Source organism: Streptococcus infantis, from assembly GCF_018499575.1.
In the GTDB taxonomy this organism is placed as follows: Bacteria; Bacillota; Bacilli; order Lactobacillales; family Streptococcaceae; genus Streptococcus; species Streptococcus infantis_K.
This window is the reverse complement of record NZ_JAHDAP010000001.1, coordinates 18,467-40,251: the sequence shown is the minus strand read 5'-3', so window position 1 is coordinate 40,251 and position 21,785 is coordinate 18,467. Positions and strand designations below refer to the sequence as shown.

Below are 21,785 nucleotides of genomic sequence, written 5' to 3'. Positions count from 1 at the left end.
AGTGTAAATGTTTTCAAAAGAAAATTCATGGCTTATCTTTTCTTTTCAAAAATCCCGACTTGTGATAAGATAAGCTGGTATGCGTTTAGATAATTTATTGGCCCAGGAAAAAATCAGTCGAAAAACCATGAAACAGGCTCTCCTGAAAAAGGAAATCATGGTAGATAGATTTCCTGCTACTTCCCTTTCACAGAATATCGATACAGGATTGCAAGAGGTGATTTTTCAGGATAGAAAAATCCAAGGATATGAGCACACCTATCTCATGCTCCACAAACCAAGTGGTGTCGTGACAGCAAGTAAGGACAAGAAACTGCCAACAGTTATGGATTTACTCCCTCAACACCTCCAGTCGGATCAGCTCTATGCAATCGGTCGACTAGATCGAGACACAACAGGACTTCTTCTCTTGACTGATAATGGCCCTCTTGGTTTTCAACTTCTCCATCCTCAATATCATGTAGATAAAACTTATCAAGTTGAAGTCAATGGACCGCTCTTATCCGATCACATCCAACAATTCAAAGATGGGATTATCTTTTTAGATGGAACTAGCTGTAAACCTGCTCAACTTGAGATTCTATCTTCAAGTCCTAGTCTCAGCAGAGCCACTATCACCATCTCTGAAGGAAAATTTCATCAGGTTAAAAAAATGTTCCTCTCAGTCGGTGTCAAGGTCACTGCTCTAAAACGAGTTCAGTTTGGGGATTTCACATTAGATTCAGAGCTAGCAGAGGGGCAATACCGTCCCTTGAACCAAGAGGAATTGAAAATCATTAAAAACTACTTAACGAAAAGTGGATAAAACAAAAAAGAGAGTGGGACAGAAATCGGTAATTCGTTAGAATTCGATTTCGTCGTCCCACCTCCGCACAGTTGAGTAGGGCTGTAAAAGCTGATGAAATCAGCGTAGTAGAGCCCACTCAACCACTGCGTCTTGCTCGACAATCCATAAACAATTGAGAGGCTAGAATTTTTGTCCCAAACTCTTTAATTAATTCTCGAAAGTTGTGAGATTAATACGATACAAAAAAGTGCAGAAATTACAAGCCCTAACACAAGCCCTAAAATAGAGAGAATTTTTTCTGTCTTATAGTCTAGTCCAGACTCTTTTTGATGCGAATGTGCCAAGACCAAACCAAAAATACCAAAAATAATACTTAACACTGGAAATCCAAAGGCAGCTATGATAGATATGATACCTAAAACAAATGAAGTTTTTTTCTTTTCTTGTGTATCCATATTATAAAAACTCCTTAAATTTATCACAGATTCATTATACCATATAAAGAGATTTTATCTACGGTGTAATCAATTTTGCTATATGTAAACTTGCCCCTGAGTCAAGAAGCATTAGAATGATTCATACCTATTTCGAGAAGATTGGATCAAACAAAAAAAGCTTTAAAACTAAAGCTTTTTTTGTTAGAACCCTGATTAATGCATCATTAAGATAAGTCCTGCAATCCAGTTAAGTACAGAAATGACAATCCCTACGATATTGAGAATTTTTTCTGTTTTATACACTAGTCCAGATTGATTTTGATGTGAATTAGCCAAGACAAGGCCAATAATCCCCAAAATAAGTCCTATGATTGGAGATAGCAAACCAAGGACGATAGATAGAATACCTAAAACAAGTGAGGCTTTTTTCTTTTCTTGCATAATAAAAAACTCCTTAAATTTAATACAAATTAATTATATCATAAAAAGCTAGAACTGTATATTAAACATATGTGACAACTTTATTTCACATTATTAGCTAGTCTTAACCTTGCCTGTCCAAGAATCCAACCCGTAAGAGAGGATATAAATTTCTGAGAAACCTTGTTTTTTTAAGAAAAGTGCTGCATTTGTAACACGTTGTGCACGTTGGTTTTCATAGAGAAGGACAGGTTTATCCTTGCGAAGAGCTGCCAAACTTGTCTTCAATTGGTTTGAAGGAATATTACGAGCTCCGAGGATATGTTTTCTGTGGAAGTCTGACGGATCACGCAAGTCAATCAACTGACCGGTACGAATCAAAGACTCAAACTCTGCATTGTCAACAATCTTCGCTGCACGACGAATGCGAAGATAGTTGTATCCCATCCATGCTAACATTGCTACGACAAGTCCCCACAAAACCCAAGTTACCATAATACTTAATCTCCATTTTTCTCTAAATAGTCTAATTCTAGTTTGTGCTCTCTGCGCAGAACAGCTTCCGCTTCTAAATAATCTAGCTTATCCATCAAGCCAGCATCATAGATTCGAGATAGTTCAATCTTCATTAATTCAATGTCATAAAGACGTTTGCCCATATAGACAAGAATGCCGAACTGTTTGAGAAATTGTTGCACATCGTAGAGTGTTTTCATAGCTTTCATTTTAGCAAAAAATCAGATTTTTTTCAATAGTTCCCAGGGAAGACTTCCTTTTTACTGCTTACTAATTTTCTTAATACTCTGATAGAGAAGATAGCCAACAATCATTCCAACAAAATTCTGCAACAAATTGTGAGGAATATCCGTCAGAGCTACACCCCAACCTTTCATCCAAGAAGTTGCACATGCATAACCGGCTACCATGATAAAAGTTGCCAAAACTAATCCAAGCCATTGCCATTTCCCTTTAAAACCTGCAAAATAACCCTGCAAACCATGGAAAAGCAAGCTGAAGAACATCCAATGAGGATAGCCTGAGATCAGGTCAATAATGAAACCTCCTAGCCCTCCGACAACGGCTCCTTCCCGGCGACCATAATAAAAAGCGGTGAAGAAGATACCAGCATCTAAAAGAGTTAAGATTCCTGTTTGAGTTGGGATTTTTACAATATAACCTAAAACTACTGATAGAGCAGTTAGTATAGATAATAGGGCGATTTTAGTTGTTTTGGTTTGCTTCATACTGTCTCACTCCATACTGATCTGCTTGTGCAATGGCACGGTAAACAAAGGCTTTAGAACTTTCTATTGCTGGCAAGAGTTCTTCTCCCTTGACTAGCTGGCTAGCAATGCTGGATGCAAAGGTACATCCTGCACCTGCATTTTGTCCTTGGATGACTGGATTTTCAAGAATAGTGAAATTCTCTCCATCATAAAAGACATCCACAGCCTTATCCTGACTGAGGCGATTCCCTCCCTTGATAATGACTGCTGGCGCTCCTAAGTCATGTAATTTCTGAGCTACAGCTTTCATATCATCCAGACTTTCAATCTTTTGATCTGCAAGCAATTCTGCCTCAGGAAGGTTAGGAGTAATGACAGATACATAAGGGAAAAAGCGAATCAACTCTTGACAGAGCTCGCTGACTGCAACATCATGCGTTTCCTTACAAACGAGAACAGGATCTAATACGACAGGCACTCCTGCACGCTCCTTGATAAAGTTGAGAGCTTTCTCAGCAACACCGACCGTTGGTAATAGACCTATCTTAATCCCTCCAAAGTCTACGCTCTTAAGGCTATCCAGCTGTTGTTGGAAAATAGTCTCATCTGTCGGAAAGACTTCAAAACCATTTTCAGTCAAGGCAGTCAAGCAGGTCATGGCCACAAAACCATGCAGACCATTTAAAGTATAGGTCGCAAGGTCAGCTGCCAATCCACCACCACTAAAAATATCATTTCCTGAAAGTGCTAAAATACGATTATTCTTCATAACGAATCTCCTTTAAATACAATCCATTAGGTGCTGCAGTTGGACCTGCCAACTGTCTGTCTTTTTTCTCCAAGATGAGGTCAATCTGTTCAATGGGCATACGGTTATTACCAATTTTAAGCAGGGTTCCGACCATATTTCGAATCTGCTTATAGAGGAAACCATTTCCAGAGAAAGTAAAGGTCAAAAACTGCCCTGTTTCATCAACCCTGAGACTGGCTTCCGTGATTGTTCTTACCTTGTCCTCCACACTTGTTCCGGCAGCAGTAAAACCGGTAAAATCATGGGTTCCTTCTAATTTCTTTACAGCCTTTTGAATGCGTTCCACATCTAGCGGATAAGGATAATGGGTCGCATAATGGCGACGCATGGGATTTTTAGGACGCCCTCTATCCACGATAAACTCATAGGTCTTGCTGTGCCTAGCATAACGACAATGAAAATCATCCGCCACTATCTCAATCGAAATCACGTCGATGTCTTCAGGACTTTGGGTATCGAGAGCGAAACGAAGCTTTTCCTCATCCATCTGATAGGGGAGGTCAAAGTGGATGACCTGCCCTAGTGCATGGACCCCACTGTCCGTTCGCCCAGCGCCATGAATGGTAACGGCCTGTCCTTTATTTAGTTTGGTTAAAGTTTTTTCAATTTCCTCTTGGACACTACGCGCGTGTGGTTGCCGCTGAAAACCAGCAAAAGCGTAGCCATCATAGGAAATGATTGCTTTATATCTAGTCATATATCTATTTTATCAAGAAAATTTCTCTGCAACAAGTTTGAAAACTAAAAAATGTACGGGTACAGTCCTCGATATCATCTAGTCCTTACCTAGATTTTCTCATTATGTATTTACGTTCTGGAACTTCAATGGTTTGAACAATTTCAAATCCTTCTTTTTGGTAAAGATTCTGAGCTCTTTGATTTGCCTCATAGACATTTAGAGAAATAGTATCTATGTCTTCATTTTCAAAGGCTAAACTGACAAATTTCCTTAAAGCCTGGCTACCTAAGCCCTGCCCCTGTTTCTGGGGGTTGATAAAAAATCTCCCGATATGAAGATTCCTGTCTTCTAGCCTGATTTTCTGGATAAGCCCCACAAACTCTTGTCCATCAAATATTGAAAAAATTCCTTCAAAATCTTGCAAGACTTGAATTGTCAAGGGAAAAGGAATCATTGGTCCCATCCATTGCTTCTGAAAACTTTCTCCCAAAGCATTAGACCAGCGACAAATGAGTTGGGCATTTTCTATCTGAAGTCCTTTTTCAAAGTTAATTTTCATATTTGCTCCTAAAATTTCTCCTTTATCCAACTATTATACTCTTTCTCTTATTTTTTCCGAATTAATAAGTATGATTCACCTTTACTTTTTTCTTGTTGGAGCTATTTTTGCTTCCTTTCTTGGATTGGTTATTGATCGTTTCCCTGAGCAATCCATTGTTTTCCCTGCTAGTCACTGTGATTCTTGTCAGACTCGCTTGAGACCACTGGATTTGATTCCATTTCTCTCACAGGTATTCAATCGCTTTCGCTGTCGCTATTGCAAGTCAAGCTATCCTGTCTGGTATGCTTTCTTTGAGTTGTCCTTGGGACTGCTCTTTCTAGCTGAGTCTGTAGGATTTTTAACTTTGGGGCAAGTTATCTTGATAACTGCCGGCTTGACTTTGGGCATCTATGACTTTCGCCATCAGGAATATCCCTTACTAGTCTGGCTGACTTTCCACCTAATCCTCATGGTTTGCTGTGGTTGGAATCTAGTTATGATTTTCTTTCTTATCTTGGGAATTTTGGCTCACTTTATCGATATCCGCATAGGTGCAGGGGATTTTCTCTTTCTGGCTTCTTGTGCACTTATTTTTAGCCTAACTGAAATGCTGTTTTTAATTCAATTTTCTTCCACAACTGGCATTCTAGCCTTTCTCCTACTAAAGAAAAAGGAAAGACTACCTTTTGTACCTTTCCTCTTGCTGGCTGCTTGTTTGATTATTTTCTACAAATTATTATTGTAAATATATTTGTAATATTGTATACTAAATATAGCAAAAATAGGAGAATTATTATGAAATTTGAGTTGCCAAATATAAACTTTGAACTCCCAAAACTAGAAGTTCCAAAAATTGATGAAAATTCAATGATGCAAGTTCTTGATTGGGCTTACGATACAACTATTAATGGAATTCCTGGACAAAAAACAATTCAAGAATTAGCGGATGATTACCTAAAGAACGACAATGTTGATACTGCTATTTCAAAAATGATTGCTTTTCAAACTAGTAAAGCCGCTCTATCTGGCTTTGTCACTGGATTCGGAGGAATTTTAACTTTACCAGTAACTATCCCTGCAAATGTGACATCCGTAATTTTAGTTCAAATGAGAATGATTGCTACCATTGCTTATATGCGTGGATACGACTTAAAAAGTGATCAGGTCCAGACTTTTGTATATGCAGCACTTACAGGAACTACTGTAGCTGATATTGCAAAGAAAGCTGGGATTGTAGTGGCTGAGAAATTAGCCCAAGGAATGATTAAAAAAATTCCTGGAGAGGTGCTAAAGAAAATCAATCAAGCAGTTGGATTTCGATTGGTTACGAAATTCGGACAAAAAGGAGTAGTCAACTTAGGGAAAATGATTCCTGTAGCAGGTGCACTTATTGGAGCAGGAGTTGATACTATTTCTACACAAGTTATTGCAAATCATGCACTAAGTGTCTTCACTTCTAATGGAATTAATCTTGGAGATGACTTAATTATTGATATGGATGAAATACAATAAAAAAGTCTTATATTCTTTTATTATCTTCATACTTATCGAATAAAATTAACATAAATTTCTGCCCTCAAAGAGGGCTTTTTATTTTTTATATGCATCAAATTATCTGATGGCTATCATTTAATCAGATTACTTCATTTGCCTCCAAAACCGGCATTCTAGTCTTTCTCCTACTAAAGAAAAAGGAAAGACTTCCTTTTGTGCCTTTCCTCTTGCTTGCTGCTTGTATGATTATTTTTGGTAAGCTACTGCTTCTCGGATAAAGTCAGCGATTTCTGCTATTTGTCCTTCATGCAGAGCCTTAACAATCTTGGAACCGACGATAACACCGTCTGATACAGCATTGAAGCGTTCTACATCAGTCTGAGTGGATACACCAAATCCTGTTAAAACTGGAATGTCAGCCACTTGATGAAGTTGAGCCAAGTGCTTGTCCAAGTCATCTCGGTAATTGCCTGACTTCCCTGTCACCCCATTGATAGCAACTGCATAGACAAAACCTTCAGCTCCCTCAATGAGTTCCTTTTGACGGTCAATTCCTGTCGTCAAGCTGACAAGTGGAATCAAGGCAATGTCTGTACCTGCCAAAAAGGGCTCTACAAAGTTAGCGTGCTCATGAGGGAGGTCTGGTATAATCAAGCCCTTGACTGCTGTATCAGCAAGATCTTTAACCAATTTCTCCACATCGTACTGAAAGAGGGGGTTAAAGTAGGTCATGATGACAAGCGGAATTTCTGTTTCAATGGTTTTCAAAGTTTCAACCAAAGCCTGGGTAGAGGTCCCGCGAGCTAGACTGCGCAAGCCTGCTTCTTCGATAACAGGACCATCTGCAACCGGATCCGAGAAAGGAACTCCTACCTCAATGGCAGACACACCTAAATTTTCTAAAAAGTGAATTGTTTCACCGAGACCATCTAATCCTTTTTCGTGATCTCCAGCCATAATATAGGGGACAAAAATTCCCTTTCCAGTTGCTTTGATAGCGTTCAGTTTTTCTGTTAGTGTCTTAGGCATGAGCTTCTCCCTTCTTTGCTGCGTCTGCTTCCAAGCGGTCTTTAACTTGAACTACATCTTTGTCCCCGCGACCTGATAGACAGACAATCATAGACTTGTCTGGGCCAAGTTCTTTGGCTAATTTCACCGCAAAGGCGATAGCGTGACTAGACTCTAAGGCTGGGATAATCCCTTCCACACGAGACAAGAGTTGGAAGCCTTCCAAGGCTTCCTCATCTGTCACAGGAACATAGGTCGCACGCTTGATATCGTGGTAATGAGAATGTTCTGGACCGATACCTGGGTAGTCCAAACCTGCTGAGATAGAGAAGGCTTCTAAGATTTGTCCATGGGCATCTTGGAGAACATCCATGAGAGAACCGTGAAGAACTCCTGGGCGACCCTTGGTCAAGGTAGCTGCGTGATGCTCTGTATCCACACCAAGTCCTGCCGCTTCAGCTCCATACATAGCTACAGATTCATCTTCCACAAATGGATGGAAGAGACCGATAGCATTAGAACCACCACCAACACAGGCTACTAGGGCATCTGGCAAATCTTGCCCTGTCAAGTCACGGTACTGTTGTTTAGCTTCTAGACCGATAACACTTTGAAAATCACGCACAATTTCTGGAAAAGGATGAGGCCCCAAGGCAGAACCAAGGATATAGTGGGTATCATCGATGTTGGCTACCCAAGAACGAAGGGCTGCATTGACTGCATCCTTGAGCACGCGCGAACCATCTGTTACAGCTTCCACCTTGGCTCCCAAAAGTTCCATACGGAAGACATTGAGGGCTTGGCGTTTGACATCTTCCTCACCCATGTAGATTGTACATTCCATGTTAAAGAGGGCTGCCGCAGTCGCAGTTGCTACACCATGCTGACCAGCACCTGTTTCAGCAATAATTTTCTTTTTGCCCATACGTTTAGCCAGTAAAACTTGTCCTAAGGCATTGTTAATCTTGTGGGCGCCTGTATGGTTGAGGTCTTCACGTTTGAGATAAATCTTGGCTCCGCCGATATGCTGGGTCAAGTTTTTTGCGTAGTAAAGAGGCGTTTCACGTCCCACATACTGGCGCAAGAGTTGGTTTAATTCCTCTTGGAAACTTGGATCTGCCTGACTTTCACGATAAGCCTCTTCCAACTCCAATACTGCTGTCATCAATGTTTCTGGGACAAAACGTCCACCGAATTTCCCGTAAAATCCGTCTTTATTTGGTTCTTGATATGCCATGCTTTACCCTCTCTATAAATCTTCTAATCTTTTCATGATCTTTTTGTCCGTCTGTTTCCACTCCGCTTGATACATCTACTGCATAGGGAGAGAAATGCTGAATCGCTCTTGCTACATTGTCCTCATTTAGTCCGCCCGCGATGAAGAAAGGCTGGGCTAGTTCTGTCGTATCCAGTTGCCCCCAATCAAAGGTCTGGCCACTCCCCGCCACAGGGGCATCAAAGAGTAGATAATCTGCCTGAGAATTGGGTACATGACCCTCTCCATCGACCTGAACAGCTTGAATACTGGCACAAGGCAAATTCTCAAATAAATCATCCGGCACTTGACCATGAATTTGAACCAAGTCCAAGCCAACTTTGTTGATCGCTTCTAGCAGTTGGGCCCGACTTGGTGAAACAAATACCCCAACCTTTTTTACATCTGCAGGAATGATCTCAGCCAACTCAGCAGCCTGATCCAAGGTCACCTGTCTTTTGCTAGGAGCAAAGACAAAACCGATGTAGTCGACTCCTACCGACACAGCTGTTTCTACTGCTCCTTTTGTCGATAATCCGCAAATCTTAACCTTTGTCAATCTGCAACTCCTTGATTCTCTGGGCTACATCTTCTGCCTGCATAAGAGCCGTTCCCACCAAAATTCCGTTAAAGTATGGTGCAACACGTTTCGCATCCTGTCCTGTAAAAATGGCAGATTCGGAAATGTAGAAGCAATCATCCTTGAAGTATTTGGCTAAGTCTACGCTGGTCTGCAAGTCGACTTCAAAAGTGGTTAAATTGCGATTGTTGACACCGATAATTTGAGCTCCAAGGCGATGAGCTACTTCTAGTTCCGATAGATTGTGAGTTTCTACCAAAACTTCTAAGCCAAGCTCTGTCGCGTAGTCGTAAAGTTCCTTCAATCGTTTCTCGGATAATGCCGCTACGATGAGCAAGATGACTGTTGCACCAGCATTTCGAGCACGGATAATTTGCTTTTCATCGATGATAAAATCCTTGTTCAGCGTCGGAATCTCTACCTGACTAGAAATCTCTCGCAGATAATCCAAATGACCTTTAAAGAAAACCTCATCTGTCAGAACAGAAATCATAACTGCTCCGTTATCCTCGTAAGTCTGGGCCTGTTGTACGATATCCACATCAAGGTTGATATCACCCAGACTTGGGCTTGCCTTTTTGACCTCAGCAACGATTTGCAAACGGTCTTGGTGGTTTTTTAAATATTCAGCCAAGCGATAAGTAGCACGCAAGGGCTGAAGCTCCTCTCGCTCCATCTTTTCAACTTCACGCGCCTTCTGCTCCAAGATACGTTTCAAAAATTCCTGACTCATCTTTGGTACTCCTGTAATAGTCTTAGTTTTTCAAGAGCCTTACCACTGGCAATCACTTGACGTGCCAATTCAACTCCGTCCTTGATACTGTTTGCTTTCCCATTGGCGTAGAATCCGAGACCTGCATTTAAGACTGTTGTTTCCAAGAATGGACTTGGTTCGTTATTAAGAACGCTAACAAGAATGGCTGCATTCTCATGAGCATTTCCCCCACGAATGTCCTCAATAGCGATGCGCTCCATACCCAAATCTTCTGGAGTAAAGGTTGATAAAGTGATTTCTCCATCTTCAAGGAGGGCGATGCTAGTAGTTCCATTCAAACCAGCCTCATCCAATCCTTCTGGACCAGCAACTACGATGGCACGTTTGCGACCCATATTTTTCAAAACCTGAGCAGTACTTTCCAAAAGTTCAGGACGACTGATTCCTAGAAGCTGTGTTTCCAAAACCATTGGATGGATGAGAGGTCCTGTCAAATTCATGATAGTTGGAATTCCCAACTCCAAACGAGCTGGCATAATGTATTTCATGGCTGGGTGCATGTTTTTGGCAAAGAGAAAGACGATTCCTGTTTGGTCAAATACCTTACCCAGTTGTGATGGTTTAAGGTCAATATTAATTCCCAAAGCTTGCAAGACATCTGCCGAACCAGATTTAGAAGAAATAGAGCGATTACCATGTTTGGCCATGTGGATTCCCCCACCTGCCAAGACAAAAGCTGCAGTTGTTGAAATGTTAAAGCTAAATGACTTATCTCCACCGGTACCACAATTATCCATGGCATCTTGAATGTTTGTTGGAATATGTTGAGCATGTCCTCTCATAACTTGAGCGAGGGCTGTTCTTTCTTCAGGTGTTTCTCCCTTCATTTTAAGGGCTAAAAGCAGTGAAGCGATTTGTGCTTCTGTCACTCGCCCTGTCACGATGCGTTCAATCACATCTGTCATTTCAACACTTGATAGATCTTCAAAGTTTGCTAATTTTTCAATAATTTCTTTCATCTTGTTTTCCTCACTTTACAACCTTCTCGATAAAATTCTGAATAGAAGATAAGCCATCCGGCGTCCCAATACTTTCTGGATGATACTGCAAGCCATAAATCGGCAAGGTTTTGTGTTGAATCCCCATGATAGCTTGATCATCTATCGAACGAGCTGTCACTTCAAAGTCTTCTGGCATCTCTTCAATTAAAATACTGTGGTAACGCATGACTGGACGATTGTCCTCAATCCCTTGATAGAGAACTGACGGAGCCTCAAATCGAATCTGACTTTGTTTCCCATGCATGACTTTTGGTGCCAAGCCCAACTTGCCACCAAAGACTTCTGCGATAGCTTGGTGTCCCAGACAAATTCCTAGAATCGGTTTCTTACCTGCAAAATCACGAATCATTTCTTCCATCTTCCCAGCATCAGCTGGCCAGCCTGGACCAGGAGAAAAGACTAATCCATCTGCCTTTTCAGCACGTTCATAAAGATGCGGATCATCATTTCTCAAAACCTGAACTTCTGCAAAATTCCCGATGTATTGGGCTAGGTTATAGGTAAATGAATCATAATTATCAATCAATAAAATCATGGTCTAAGTTCTCCCATTCTCGTCATAGATTTAGCTTTGTTAATCGTTTCTTGGTATTCGTTCTGAGCGATGGAATCATAGACAATTCCTGCACCAGCCTGTACGTAAGCTGTTTTATTTTTAAGAATCATGGTTCGGATAGCAATGGCAAAATCCATATCTCCAGTTGCTGATAGGTAACCGATAGCTCCTGCATATATGCCTCGCTTCTCTGTTTCTAGTTCATAGATGCGTTTCATGGCCCGAATCTTTGGTGCTCCCGATACTGTTCCTGCCGGAAGAGTCGCTTTCAAGGCATCCATGGCAGTCAGTTCAGGAAGCAAACGCCCTTTAACGACGCTAGTCAAATGCATGACATAGCGGAAAAATTCGACTTCCATATACTTGGTTACTTGAACACTGGCTATTTCAGCAATTCTACCGATATCATTTCGTCCCAAGTCCACCAACATTCGGTGTTCTGCCGTTTCCTTTTCATCAGAAAGTAGATCAGTTGCAAGTGCTGCATCTTCCTCGTCATTGGCACCTCTAGGTCGCGTACCTGCAATTGGATTGGTTGTCACAAGGCCATTCTTGACGGACACCAAGCTCTCTGGACTGGCACCGATGATTTGATAATCTCCAAAATCAAAAAAGTAGAGGTAATTTGATGGATTGGTTACTCGGAGATTTCTGTAGAAGTCAAAAGGATTTCCAGTTACTTCTGCTGAGAAGCGCTGGCTGAGCACACATTGGAACATGTCTCCATTGCGAATCAAGTCACGAGCTGTTTCTACTATTTCTTCAAATTTCTGAGGTGCAATATGTGGTCTAAACTGAAGTGGAGAAACGTCCAAGTCTTCAAATTCATTTGGAGCAGGGATTTTCAACTCCTCTAAAACTTGATCCAAAGCCGCTTCTAGTTCTTCTTTGCTTCGATCACTGTAAAGAGTATCCTCGATGATATGAATTTTTTCTTTCTTGTGGTCAAATACCATATAACTCTCGTAAACAAAGAAATGCATATCTGGTGTCCCAATCGTATCCTCAGGAAGCTGGCCAATCTCTTCGTAAAGAGAAATCATGTCGTAACCAACAAAGCCAATCGCTCCACCACCAAAAGGTAGGTCTGAATGGTGCTGGCTCTTATGAGTCACCTCATAGAGAAAATCCAAGGGGTCACGATCAATGACTTGGCCATTTTGATATAGGACTCCATTCTCAAACTTAATCTCAAAAACTGGATTATAGGCCAAGATAGAAAATCGAGCATTTTCCTTTTCTCTTGGGATACTTTCAAGTATGACCTTGTGTTGTCCGTTCAAGCGCATATACGCCAAGATTGGTGATAAAACATCTCCATGAATGATTCGTTCCATTGTATTTTCCCTTTCAGTTCTTTTTAAATCCCGTGTTGAATCTACAAAAAATCCCCACGCAAAATAACTTGCGTGAGGACGAAATTCGCGGTGCCACCTCAATTATAGGATTTCTCCTATCTCTCAATCCTGTCTCAGAACCTTCTTGTAACAGGCTGTGCGATAAAGGGCACTCCCTTGAGAATCATGTTTTCTTCTCTCATTTTCAGATGGACCCAATCTTACAGCTTTCTCTGCTTGTTTTCAGCAACCACAAGCTCTCTGTGAGAGAAATCTCTGTATCTTTTCCATCTTTTATTTTTTAGCTTCAAGGTAGTCTGCAATAGCAGCTACGTCCTTGTCTCCACGACCAGAGACATTGATGACGATAATCTCATCTTTACTTAGTTTTGGTGCTCGTTTGACTGCTTCTGCAATAGCATGGGAGCTTTCAATAGCTGGGATAATTCCTTCAGTCTTGCTAAGTAAAAGCAAGGCTTGGACAGCTTCTTCATCAGTCGCTGCAACATATTCTACACGACCAGAGTCTTTAAAGAAGGCGTGTTCTGGTCCAACCCCTGGATAGTCTAAACCAGCAGAGATAGAGTAAACAGGTGCAACATTTCCGTCTTCGCCAAAGACTGCATAGGTTTTCATTCCATCGACAATTCCTACACTACCCTTGGTCATTGTTGCCGCGTGTTTGTCGGTATCTAAACCGTGACCAGCAGCTTCTACCCCAACCAATTTTACTTCTTCATCAGCTACATACTGTGAAAAGGCACCGATAGCATTGGAACCACCACCTACACAGGCAATAACGTAATCTGGCAGACGTCCTTCTTTTTCCAAGATTTGACGACGTGATTCTTCACTGATGACTTTTTGAAACTCATGGACAATGGTTGGATAAGGGTGAGGACCTACAGCTGAACCTAGAACATAGAAAGCTTCAAGGTCATTCATCCAGGCTCCAAAGGCTGCATCAACCGCATCCTTCAGAGTACGTGTTCCTGTTTCAACTGCGTGAACAGTTGCTCCCATCATCTCCATACGGAAGACGTTAAGACGTTGGCGTTCCACATCTTCTGCCCCCATATAGACATCGCAGGACATGCCAAACTTAGCTGCAGCTGCAGCCGTCGCAACACCGTGCTGTCCAGCTCCTGTCTCGGCAATGACACGTTTTTTACCCATGCGTTTGGCAAGAAGAATCTGTCCCAAAACGTTATTGAGTTTATGTGAACCCAAGTGGTTCAGGTCTTCACGCTTAAGGTAAATCTTAGCTCCACCTAGGTGCTCTGTCAAGCTCTCTGCATAGTATAGTGGTGTTTCACGACCCGAATAGTCCTGCAAGTAATGGCGATATTCAGCTAAAAATTCTGGATCATCCTTGTATTTTTCAAATGTCACTTCCAATTCATCTAGCAAAGCCTGAATTGGTTCTGGTACAAAACTACCACCAAATTGTCCAAAATATCCTTTTGTTGTCATAAATTTTTCCTCTTTTCTATTATTCTAAAATATGAAAAAGCCCACACACGGAATCTACTTCCATGTGAGGGCGTCTGTAACGCGGTACCACCTCAATTGTAAAGAGATTATCCCCTTTACATCTCTGCCTTGTCTAACAACAAGTTGCACTGTAAGGTGTGCCTACCGAATTTTCATTGTTTCAAATTCATTTTTAAAATCAGCCCAATTTCACTAGTTCCAACCACCTGTTCGCAGTAACCACAGGCTCCCTGAAGATCAAAAATAACTACTTTTCTGATTTGTTGAGTTAATTATATGTTATTGTTTTTCCTTTGTCAACCGTTTTCGTTCATTTTTTACTAATTTTTTTATTAGTTTTTTGAAGAAGCAAGAATTTGTTCAGAAACTCTAACAAAAGTCTCAATGATATAATCTACTTCTTCATCCGTTAATTTCGTGTGAAGTGGTAGTGTAATCTCATTTACAAAGTAGGCATAAGCCTTAGGATAGTTTGCCATATCAAAGCCAAGATTCTTATAAGCTGTCAAAAGTGGAAGCGGTTTGTAGTGAACGTTACTTGCGATTCCAGCTTTGGCCAATTCTTGGATAATTTGATTGCGTTGTTCGAGACTAGCACCTTCTACATGGGTAACGTAAAGGTGACGACAAGATTCAACAGTATCTGTCTCATGAGCCAATGGGTGAATACGAGTTCCTGTAAATCCACGGTCATAGCGAGTTACGATTTCTTTACGACGTTGAAGCAAGCCAGGATAACGATCCAATTGTACCAAACCAATTGAAGCCATGATATCCGTCATGTTGCACTTGTAGGCAGGAGTTACGATATCGTATTCCCATGAACCTAGTTGCATCTTAGCTAGCGCATCCTTCGTTTGACCATGAAGAGATAGGATTTGGAATTCCTTGTACATTTCTTCATCATCAATAGCTGGATTAGCTTTCCAAGTTGCACTTCCCCCTTCTGCAGTTGTAAAATTCTTGACTGCGTGGAAGGAGAATGATGTGAAGTCTGCAATAGAACCAGCTGGTTGCCCTTTGTATGTTGAACCCAAAGCATGGGCGCTATCTGAGACCACAACGATACGGTTAAAGACTTTTTGCCACTTGCTAGTAGCTGTAAAGAGGTCACGTTTTTTCTCAACTACTTGGAACAAACGGTCATAGTCACAGATAATACCTGCTAGCTCAACTGGGATGATAACCTTAGTCTTCTCAGTAATCGCTTGCTCAAGCTTGTCATAGTCCATTTCAAAGGTATCACCTTGGATGTCAACCATAACTGGTGTAGCACCTACGTGAGTGATAACGCTACATGATGCTGTATAAGTCATAGCCGGAACGATAACTTCATCGCCAGGACCCACTTCAAGCACGCGCAAGATCAATTCAAGAGCTGCTGTTGCAGAGTTGAGGCAGACTGTCTTAGGTGTCTGAGTATAGGCAGATAGACGACGCTCCAATTCTTTTGTCTTTGGACCTGTTGTGATCCAACCAGAACGGAGGGTATCTGCTACTTCAGCAATTTCAGCTTCGGTAATATCAGGTGGTGAAAATGGAATATTATACTTTGTCATTGTTTTACTCCTTTGATCGGTTTCAATCTTGCGACTACTTATTTTAAAACTTCAAATACAGTCTGGAACATGATTTTAATATCCCCGAAGAAATTGAAATCACGTAGGTAGGCTAGGTTAAAGTGCATTTTTTCTGGAAGGACTCTTTCCACATAAGCCTGGTCAACAGTCATACCTTTTGCAGTCATTTGACTGATGATGGCATCCTCATCTTTATAGTTAATGCTTGCAAGAGAAGTAATCCCTGCAGGTAAGAGCAAAGTCGCCATCATTTCAGGGCTATACTGCTCTGTGTAGCGTGGTACTTCTGGACGAGTTCCCACAAAGGACATCTCTCCTTTGAGGACATTAACCAATTGCGGCAATTCATCCAAACGGACACGTCGAATGAAATTTCCAACTTTTGTGATACGGCTGTCATTGGCAGAAGTTACCAGACTTCCTTTCTTGTCCGCATCCGTTACCATAGTCCGGAATTTCCAAATCTTGAAATGTCGGTTGTACTGGGTTACCCGCACTTGCTTGTAAATAACTGGGCCCTTGCTATCTAGCTTGATCCAAATGCTTAGAATCAGAAATAAGGGTGAGGTCAAGATTAACAAGACTAAGGCTAGAAACAAATCTAGACAACGCTTGAGAATCAGTGAGCCTTTTCTTCTAGATACAAGCTGGTAGTATGGTTTTACCTCACTCAATTGCATTTCTTGAGGTAGTTCATCCCATTTCAGCATGCACATTCTCCTCTGTTTTTTATATATAATCTTTATTAACATTCTACATTATACCACAAAATGAAAGAGGCAGTGCAAGAAATCTGTGTTTTAAAGGAATTCATTCTTAGGAAAGAGCTCCTGCCTGCAAGCTATACATCTTGTGATAGGTTCCACCCATTGCTAGGAGTTCCTCGTGGGTTCCACTTTCGATGATGCGTCCCTTATCAAGAACATAGATACAATTAGCATCTTGAATGGTAGAAAGGCGATGGGCGATGGCAATGGTTGTCCGACCTTGTCTCATCTTAGCTAGGGAATTTTGAACCAGAGCTTCTGTTTCAGAATCGATATTGGCTGTCGCTTCATCCAAAATCAGAATTTTAGGTTGACTAGCAACAGTTCTGGCAAAGGCAAGCAGTTGACGTTGACCCGTTGAAAAACTCGAACCACGCTCAGATACAGGGGCATCATAACCTAAAGGAAGGTCCTGAATGAAGGAATCTGCATCGACAAATTCTGCGGCAGCCTTGACCTGGTCATCGCTGATATCTTGGTACATGGCGATATTGGACTTAATGGTCCCATGATAGAGGAAGGGTTCCTGTAGGACCAGCCCGATGTTTTTTCTCAGCTCCTCTTGACGAAACTCTCGAATATCCACACCATCTAGGAGAACTCGACCAGACTGAAATTCATAAAAGCGCATGAGAACATTAATGATAGAAGATTTCCCAGAGCCAGTATGCCCGACAAAGGCAATGGTTTCACCTTTATTGACTGTAAAGGAGATATCATCAAGAATCTGGTGTTTTCCGTCATAAGAGAAGGACACATGTTCAAAACGGATATTTCCTTCTTGAATCTCCGCTTGTCCATTTTCTTGGACCGGTTCATAGTTGGTCTCATCGATAAGTGCAAAGACACGACCTGCTGACACCATGGATGTCTGAAGAGTAGAAAAGTTCTGTGTCACCTCGATGAGCGGATCAAAGAGACGGTTGATGTACTGGATAAAGGCATACATAGTTCCTGCCGTTATTCCTAGATAAAGACCACGATAGCCAAAATAAGCCATCAAAACTGCATACCCCAATAGCTTCAGTAAGCTCATGGCCGGACGTAAAAAGAGGGAGTCCAAGGCTACTGAACGGTTAGCGTAAACTAGATGTTCCTGATTTATCTCATCAAACTCTTCTTGCAGGCGCTTTTCTTGGTTAAAGGCTTGAATGATGCGAATCCCTTCGATATTTTCTGCCAGCTTACTGTTAATATCTGACAAGAGACTTCTGGTTTTTTCGATAACCTTGACCGATTTTTTACGGTAGAGATTGACCAAAAGGAAAATCAAGGGTAAAAAGAGTAGAACCAAAGCTGTCAGACGATAGTCCAGAACAAGCATGGTATAAAGAGTCGTCACAAAGATAAAGACTGCTGAGATAAAGCTGGATAAGATTCCCGAAAACATATCACTAATAGTCTCAGTATCATTGGTCAATCGCGAGACGATAGAACCTGCAGGTGTTTTATCAAAATAAGACATACCTAGCTTTTCCATATTGGCAAAGGCATCACGTCGAATATCTCTAACAATGCTATAGGACACACGCGCAAAGAGAAGGTTTCCCACATATTGGACAATAGTTTGAAGAATGTAGAGTCCATAGTAGGCCAGCAAAACTGTAACAGCAAGCTGGTTGAGGTTATGTAGATACTGGTCGATAAAGTGCGAAGCTACCAAGGGGATGATACTCTTGATAACAGTCGTCGTAAGGAGAAAAGCGAGTGCTAAAAAGGTGAGGAGACCGTAAGGCATGAGATAGGACAACAAGCGTTTCAATACAGCCCATTGTTCTTGTTTATTGCGCATCTTCTTCTCCTTTCATTTCTAACTGTTGAGACTGGTAGGTTTGTGCATACCAACCATCCAAGGCGAGTAAGTCTTCGTGTGTCCCTCGCTCAATGATACGACCATCCTGCATGACCAAAATCAAATCCGCATGAACAACTGCACTGAGACGATGGGCAGTGATGATGGTTGTTTTATCTTTACGAGTTTCCTTGAGATTATCGATAATCGCGAACTCTGTCTTAGCATCCACAGCTGACAAGGAATCATCTAAAATCAAGATATCAGGATTTAAAATCATAGCCCGACTCATAGCCAGACGTTGCTTTTGTCCACCAGATAGACTGACTCCTTTCTCGCCGATAACTGTATCAAATCCCTGGGGCATGGCTTGAATATCTTGATAGACTTGAGCCAGCTTAGTTGCTTCTTCTACTTCTGAGAAAGGCAGGTCAGGATTTCCAAAGCGGATATTATCTAGGATAGAGCTGGCAAAGAGAAATTGATCCTGTGGGACGTAACCCATCAAACTACGTAAGTCAGCTAGTCGATAGTCCCGAATGTCATGACCATTTAGATAAATAGCTCCTTGGTCAACATCATACTCACGTAGGAGCAACTTAATCAGAGCTGTTTTTCCTGAACCAGTTTGCCCAACCAAACCCAGTGTTTGGCCTTTTTCGAGACTAAAGTAAATATCTTGCAGCGTCTCCTCGTCTTCAAAGGCAAAACTATCAATAGCATAGTCCAAACGCCCATTTTCAATCCCGTCAAGTGGAGATTCTGGATCTTTGACAGGTGACTCTTGGGACAAGAGGCTCTCAATCCGTTGATAAGAGACTTTCCCTCTCTGAGTAATATTAAAGAGAAAACCAATTGCCATCAAGGGCCAGACCAGCATATCCAAGTAAGAGATAAAAGTGACCAGATTCCCAACAGTTACCTGTCCTGCTTGTACCATAAAGGCACCGACCAAGAGAGTTAAAGCATAGGAAGAACCAACAAAAAGCAGAACCATCGGGTCAAAGAGACTATCATATTTCATGGTTTGCAGATTCTTTTGGAAGGTCAAATCATTGACTTCCTGGAAAGATGCCAATTCATCAGACTGATAGCCAAAGGATTTGGTTACCTTAATTCCTGACACAGATTCCTGAACCTTATTGTTGAGTTCAGAAAAGGCTGCTTGCGATTCCCCAAAAGCCTTATGGGTCTTTCTCCCCAGGCGACTAGTCGCATAGGCCATAAATGGCAAGGGAAGAATGGAAACCAAGGTCATCTGCCAAGAAATGCTAAAGAGCATGGTCAACAAAGTTACTAAGGCTGTGATAGAGGCATCTACTGCCGACATAACTCCCCCACCGGCTAGACGAGTCAGGGCATTGATATCATTGGTTGCGTGTGCCATCAAATCCCCTGTTCGATAATTCTGATAAAATGCAGGCGACATTTTTGTAAAGTGCTCAAATAGTCTTGAACGCATGATTTGTCCCAGTCGGTAGGAAGTCCCTAGAATATACATGCGCCAAACGTAACGCAGATAGTACATCCCAAAAGCTGCTAGCAGGAGATAAAAGAGATGAAGCAAGAGCTCATCCTGTGTTAATCGTCCCGAAGTGATGGCATCAATTACTCTCCCCATAACCATAGGTGGGATGAGGTTGAGCACAGAAACCAAAATCAGAGCTACAATTCCAACTAGGTAACGGCGTTTTTCTAATTTAAAAAACCACCAAAGTTTTTGGATGATGGACATAAAATTCCTTTCTAATGACAAATGGAAACCTGAGGCGACTGCCTCAGGTTTTTCTTATTCATAGGTGACGACACTTACTTGAACCTTGTCATACTCATCGATAAAGATATTCATAGGAGTAACATTTCATTTATTTTCAATCCTTTACATAAATCATTCTTTATTATAAAGGAATGACCTTGATTTTTCAAACTATACGCTGGGGAATTACTGCTTTTTCTGGTATAATATTGTCTATAATCTGAATGAAAAGGTAAACATTATGAAACTGATCTCATGGAATATTGATTCCCTCAACGCTGCACTCACGAGCGACTCTGCGCGTGCGAAATTATCACAAGACGTCCTCCAAACCTTGGTAGCCGAAGACTCTGATATCATCGCTATCCAAGAAACCAAGCTCTCAGCTACAGGACCTACTAAAAAACACCTTGAGATACTGGAAGAACTCTTCCCCGGATATGAAAATACTTGGCGTTCCTCTCAAGAGCCTGCCCGTAAAGGCTATGCTGGAACCATGTTCCTCTACAAGAAAGAACTGACTCCAAGCATCAGCTTCCCAGAAATCGGTGCACCTTCTACCATGGACTCTGAAGGTCGTATCATCACTCTAGAATTTGATACATTTTTCGTGACTCAAGTATATACTCCTAATGCTGGAGATGGTCTTAAACGCTTGGAAGAACGTCAAGTTTGGGATGTCAAATATGCTGAGTACTTGGCTGAACTAGACCAGCAAAAACCTGTCCTAGCAACTGGGGACTACAATGTTGCCCACAAGGAAATTGACCTTGCCAACCCAGCCAGCAACCGCCGTTCACCAGGTTTCACAGACGAAGAACGTGAAGGATTTACAAATCTTTTAGCCAAAGGATTTACAGACACTTTCCGTCATATCCATGGAGACGTTCCAGAACGCTATACTTGGTGGGCGCAACGCAGCAAGACTTCAAAAATCAACAATACAGGCTGGAGAATCGACTACTGGCTCACAAGTAACCGTGTAGCAGACAAGGTTACCAAGTCAGATATGATTGACTCAGGAGCACGCCAAGACCACACACCGATTGTGATGGAGATTGATTTCTAAGGAGAAAACGAATGGACTATCAAGCTGTCATCCCTGAATTTGTCGTATCGGATATCGAGAAATCGTGTCACTTCTACTGCGACTTATTGGGATTCTCTGTCGAATACGAGCGTCCTGAGGAAAAGTTTCTCTTCCTTTCGCTTGAAGACTGCCAGCTAATGCTAGAAGAAGGCAACGCAGAAGAATTATCCCAACTGACTTATCCTTTCGGACGCGGTGTCAATATTTCCTTTGGCATCAAGGATGTCCCTCAGCTCCACCAAAAACTGCTGGAAGCTGAATATCCTATCCATCGTCCGCTGACAAAAAGAAAATTTCGAGTGGGAGATAGCTTTATTTATCCCCATGAATTTGCAGTTTTGGATCCAGATGGCTATTTTTTAAGATTTAGTGAATAAGAAAAAGGAGGCTGATAGCCTC

Annotated in this window: 25 protein-coding genes, 1 pseudogene and 2 other annotated features; of the genes and pseudogenes, 6 read left to right on the top strand and 20 right to left on the bottom strand. The window is 41.6% G+C overall.

What is annotated here, in order from left to right; all coding sequences use genetic code 11:
• Positions 1-79 precede the first annotated feature (79 nt).
• Positions 80-805 carry a 16S rRNA pseudouridine(516) synthase gene (locus KJR31_RS00300; RefSeq protein ID WP_214261559.1) on the top strand — a complete coding sequence of 242 codons (726 nt, stop codon included), beginning with the start codon at positions 80-82 and terminating at the stop codon, positions 803-805.
• Positions 806-990: 185 nt separating this feature from the next.
• Here the strand turns inward: KJR31_RS00300 and KJR31_RS00295 are convergent, their stop codons facing one another.
• The 8 genes from KJR31_RS00295 to KJR31_RS00260 all read right to left on the bottom strand — a co-directional run bounded on the left by KJR31_RS00295 (position 991) and on the right by KJR31_RS00260 (position 4,919).
• The gene (locus tag KJR31_RS00295) at positions 991-1,242 is read right to left on the bottom strand and encodes a hypothetical protein (RefSeq protein ID WP_214261558.1); all 252 of its coding nucleotides are present in this window, start codon (positions 1,240-1,242) and stop codon (positions 991-993) included.
• Positions 1,243-1,437: 195 nt separating this feature from the next.
• A complete protein-coding gene (locus tag KJR31_RS00290; RefSeq protein ID WP_214261557.1) occupies positions 1,438-1,665 on the bottom strand; it encodes a DUF4190 domain-containing protein in 228 nt (75 codons plus the stop codon).
• A gap of 93 nt (positions 1,666-1,758) precedes the next feature.
• A complete protein-coding gene (locus KJR31_RS00285) occupies positions 1,759-2,139 on the bottom strand; it encodes a rhodanese-like domain-containing protein (protein ID WP_214261556.1) in 381 nt (126 codons plus the stop codon).
• A 5-nt stretch (positions 2,140-2,144) separates the two neighbouring features.
• Positions 2,145-2,369, bottom strand: a complete 225-nt coding sequence (locus tag KJR31_RS00280; RefSeq protein ID WP_024053574.1) for a YqgQ family protein — start codon at positions 2,367-2,369, stop codon at positions 2,145-2,147.
• 51 nt (positions 2,370-2,420) lie between these two features.
• Positions 2,421-2,888, bottom strand: a complete 468-nt coding sequence (locus KJR31_RS00275) for an ECF transporter S component (RefSeq protein ID WP_214261555.1) — start codon at positions 2,886-2,888, stop codon at positions 2,421-2,423.
• Positions 2,866-3,639, bottom strand: a complete 774-nt coding sequence (locus KJR31_RS00270) for a bifunctional hydroxymethylpyrimidine kinase/phosphomethylpyrimidine kinase (protein WP_214261554.1) — start codon at positions 3,637-3,639, stop codon at positions 2,866-2,868. Before KJR31_RS00270 ends, KJR31_RS00275 begins: the two co-directional genes overlap by 23 nt.
• Positions 3,629-4,378 (bottom strand): tRNA pseudouridine(38-40) synthase TruA, encoded by a 750-nt coding sequence (gene truA, locus KJR31_RS00265; protein ID WP_214261553.1) that lies wholly within the window; start codon positions 4,376-4,378, stop codon positions 3,629-3,631. Before truA ends, KJR31_RS00270 begins: the two co-directional genes overlap by 11 nt.
• An 85-nt stretch (positions 4,379-4,463) precedes the next feature.
• Positions 4,464-4,919, bottom strand: a complete 456-nt coding sequence (locus tag KJR31_RS00260) for a GNAT family N-acetyltransferase (RefSeq protein ID WP_214262511.1) — start codon at positions 4,917-4,919, stop codon at positions 4,464-4,466.
• Between the two features lie 70 nt (positions 4,920-4,989).
• Here KJR31_RS00260 and KJR31_RS00255 point away from each other — a divergent pair, with 70 nt between their 5' ends.
• The 3 genes and pseudogenes from KJR31_RS00255 to KJR31_RS00245 all read left to right on the top strand — a co-directional run.
• Positions 4,990-5,646: a prepilin peptidase gene (locus KJR31_RS00255; protein WP_214261552.1), complete on the top strand. Its 657-nt coding sequence runs from the start codon at positions 4,990-4,992 to the stop codon at positions 5,644-5,646.
• A gap of 50 nt (positions 5,647-5,696) precedes the next feature.
• Positions 5,697-6,413, top strand: a complete 717-nt coding sequence (locus KJR31_RS00250; RefSeq protein WP_214261551.1) for an EcsC family protein — start codon at positions 5,697-5,699, stop codon at positions 6,411-6,413.
• Positions 6,414-6,538: 125 nt separating this feature from the next.
• Positions 6,539-6,673: pseudogene (locus tag KJR31_RS00245) on the top strand (prepilin peptidase); the annotation flags it as partial.
• Here the strand turns inward: KJR31_RS00245 and trpA are convergent.
• The 12 genes from trpA to KJR31_RS00185 form a co-directional block, all read right to left on the bottom strand.
• Positions 6,642-7,424 carry a tryptophan synthase subunit alpha gene (gene trpA, locus KJR31_RS00240; protein WP_214261550.1) on the bottom strand — a complete coding sequence of 261 codons (783 nt, stop codon included), beginning with the start codon at positions 7,422-7,424 and terminating at the stop codon, positions 6,642-6,644. The pseudogene KJR31_RS00245 and the gene trpA overlap by 32 nt on opposite strands.
• Complete coding sequence (gene trpB, locus KJR31_RS00235) at positions 7,417-8,640, bottom strand: tryptophan synthase subunit beta (protein WP_214261549.1); 1,224 nt, start codon at positions 8,638-8,640, stop codon at positions 7,417-7,419. The genes trpA and trpB (KJR31_RS00235) overlap by 8 nt, the downstream gene beginning before the upstream one ends.
• The gene (locus KJR31_RS00230; RefSeq protein WP_214261548.1) at positions 8,618-9,217 is read right to left on the bottom strand and encodes a phosphoribosylanthranilate isomerase; all 600 of its coding nucleotides are present in this window, start codon (positions 9,215-9,217) and stop codon (positions 8,618-8,620) included. The genes trpB (KJR31_RS00235) and KJR31_RS00230 overlap by 23 nt, the downstream gene beginning before the upstream one ends.
• On the bottom strand, positions 9,204-9,971 hold the full coding sequence (gene trpC / locus KJR31_RS00225) for an indole-3-glycerol phosphate synthase TrpC (protein WP_214261547.1): 768 nt from the start codon (positions 9,969-9,971) through the stop codon (positions 9,204-9,206). Before trpC ends, KJR31_RS00230 begins: the two co-directional genes overlap by 14 nt.
• Positions 9,968-10,972, bottom strand: coding sequence for an anthranilate phosphoribosyltransferase (trpD, locus tag KJR31_RS00220; protein WP_214261546.1), 1,005 nt, complete (start codon positions 10,970-10,972; stop codon positions 9,968-9,970). Before trpD ends, trpC begins: the two co-directional genes overlap by 4 nt.
• Positions 10,973-10,982: 10 nt before the next feature.
• Complete coding sequence (locus tag KJR31_RS00215; RefSeq protein WP_214261545.1) at positions 10,983-11,549, bottom strand: aminodeoxychorismate/anthranilate synthase component II; 567 nt, start codon at positions 11,547-11,549, stop codon at positions 10,983-10,985.
• Positions 11,546-12,907, bottom strand: coding sequence for an anthranilate synthase component I (gene trpE / locus KJR31_RS00210; protein ID WP_214261544.1), 1,362 nt, complete (start codon positions 12,905-12,907; stop codon positions 11,546-11,548). The genes KJR31_RS00215 and trpE overlap by 4 nt, the downstream gene beginning before the upstream one ends.
• A gap of 71 nt (positions 12,908-12,978) precedes the next feature.
• Positions 12,979-13,205, bottom strand: a binding site (T-box leader).
• The gene (gene trpB / locus KJR31_RS00205) at positions 13,202-14,380 is read right to left on the bottom strand and encodes a tryptophan synthase subunit beta (RefSeq protein WP_214261543.1); all 1,179 of its coding nucleotides are present in this window, start codon (positions 14,378-14,380) and stop codon (positions 13,202-13,204) included. (Overlaps the previous feature by 4 nt.)
• A 63-nt stretch (positions 14,381-14,443) precedes the next feature.
• Positions 14,444-14,668: a binding site (T-box leader), on the bottom strand.
• Between the two features lie 65 nt (positions 14,669-14,733).
• The gene (locus tag KJR31_RS00200) at positions 14,734-15,960 is read right to left on the bottom strand and encodes a DegT/DnrJ/EryC1/StrS family aminotransferase (protein ID WP_214261542.1); all 1,227 of its coding nucleotides are present in this window, start codon (positions 15,958-15,960) and stop codon (positions 14,734-14,736) included.
• Between the two features lie 38 nt (positions 15,961-15,998).
• Positions 15,999-16,691: a sugar transferase gene (locus tag KJR31_RS00195; protein ID WP_214261541.1), complete on the bottom strand. Its 693-nt coding sequence runs from the start codon at positions 16,689-16,691 to the stop codon at positions 15,999-16,001.
• A 106-nt stretch (positions 16,692-16,797) separates the two neighbouring features.
• Complete coding sequence (locus tag KJR31_RS00190; protein ID WP_214261540.1) at positions 16,798-18,540, bottom strand: ABC transporter ATP-binding protein; 1,743 nt, start codon at positions 18,538-18,540, stop codon at positions 16,798-16,800.
• A complete protein-coding gene (locus KJR31_RS00185) occupies positions 18,530-20,275 on the bottom strand; it encodes an ABC transporter ATP-binding protein (RefSeq protein WP_214261539.1) in 1,746 nt (581 codons plus the stop codon). The genes KJR31_RS00190 and KJR31_RS00185 overlap by 11 nt, the downstream gene beginning before the upstream one ends.
• 262 nt (positions 20,276-20,537) lie before the next feature.
• Between KJR31_RS00185 and KJR31_RS00180 the strand changes: the two genes are divergently transcribed.
• Positions 20,538-21,365, top strand: coding sequence for an exodeoxyribonuclease III (locus KJR31_RS00180; RefSeq protein WP_214261538.1), 828 nt, complete (start codon positions 20,538-20,540; stop codon positions 21,363-21,365).
• Positions 21,366-21,376: 11 nt separating this feature from the next.
• On the top strand, positions 21,377-21,763 hold the full coding sequence (locus KJR31_RS00175) for a bleomycin resistance protein (protein WP_214261537.1): 387 nt from the start codon (positions 21,377-21,379) through the stop codon (positions 21,761-21,763).
• Positions 21,764-21,785 lie beyond the last annotated feature (22 nt).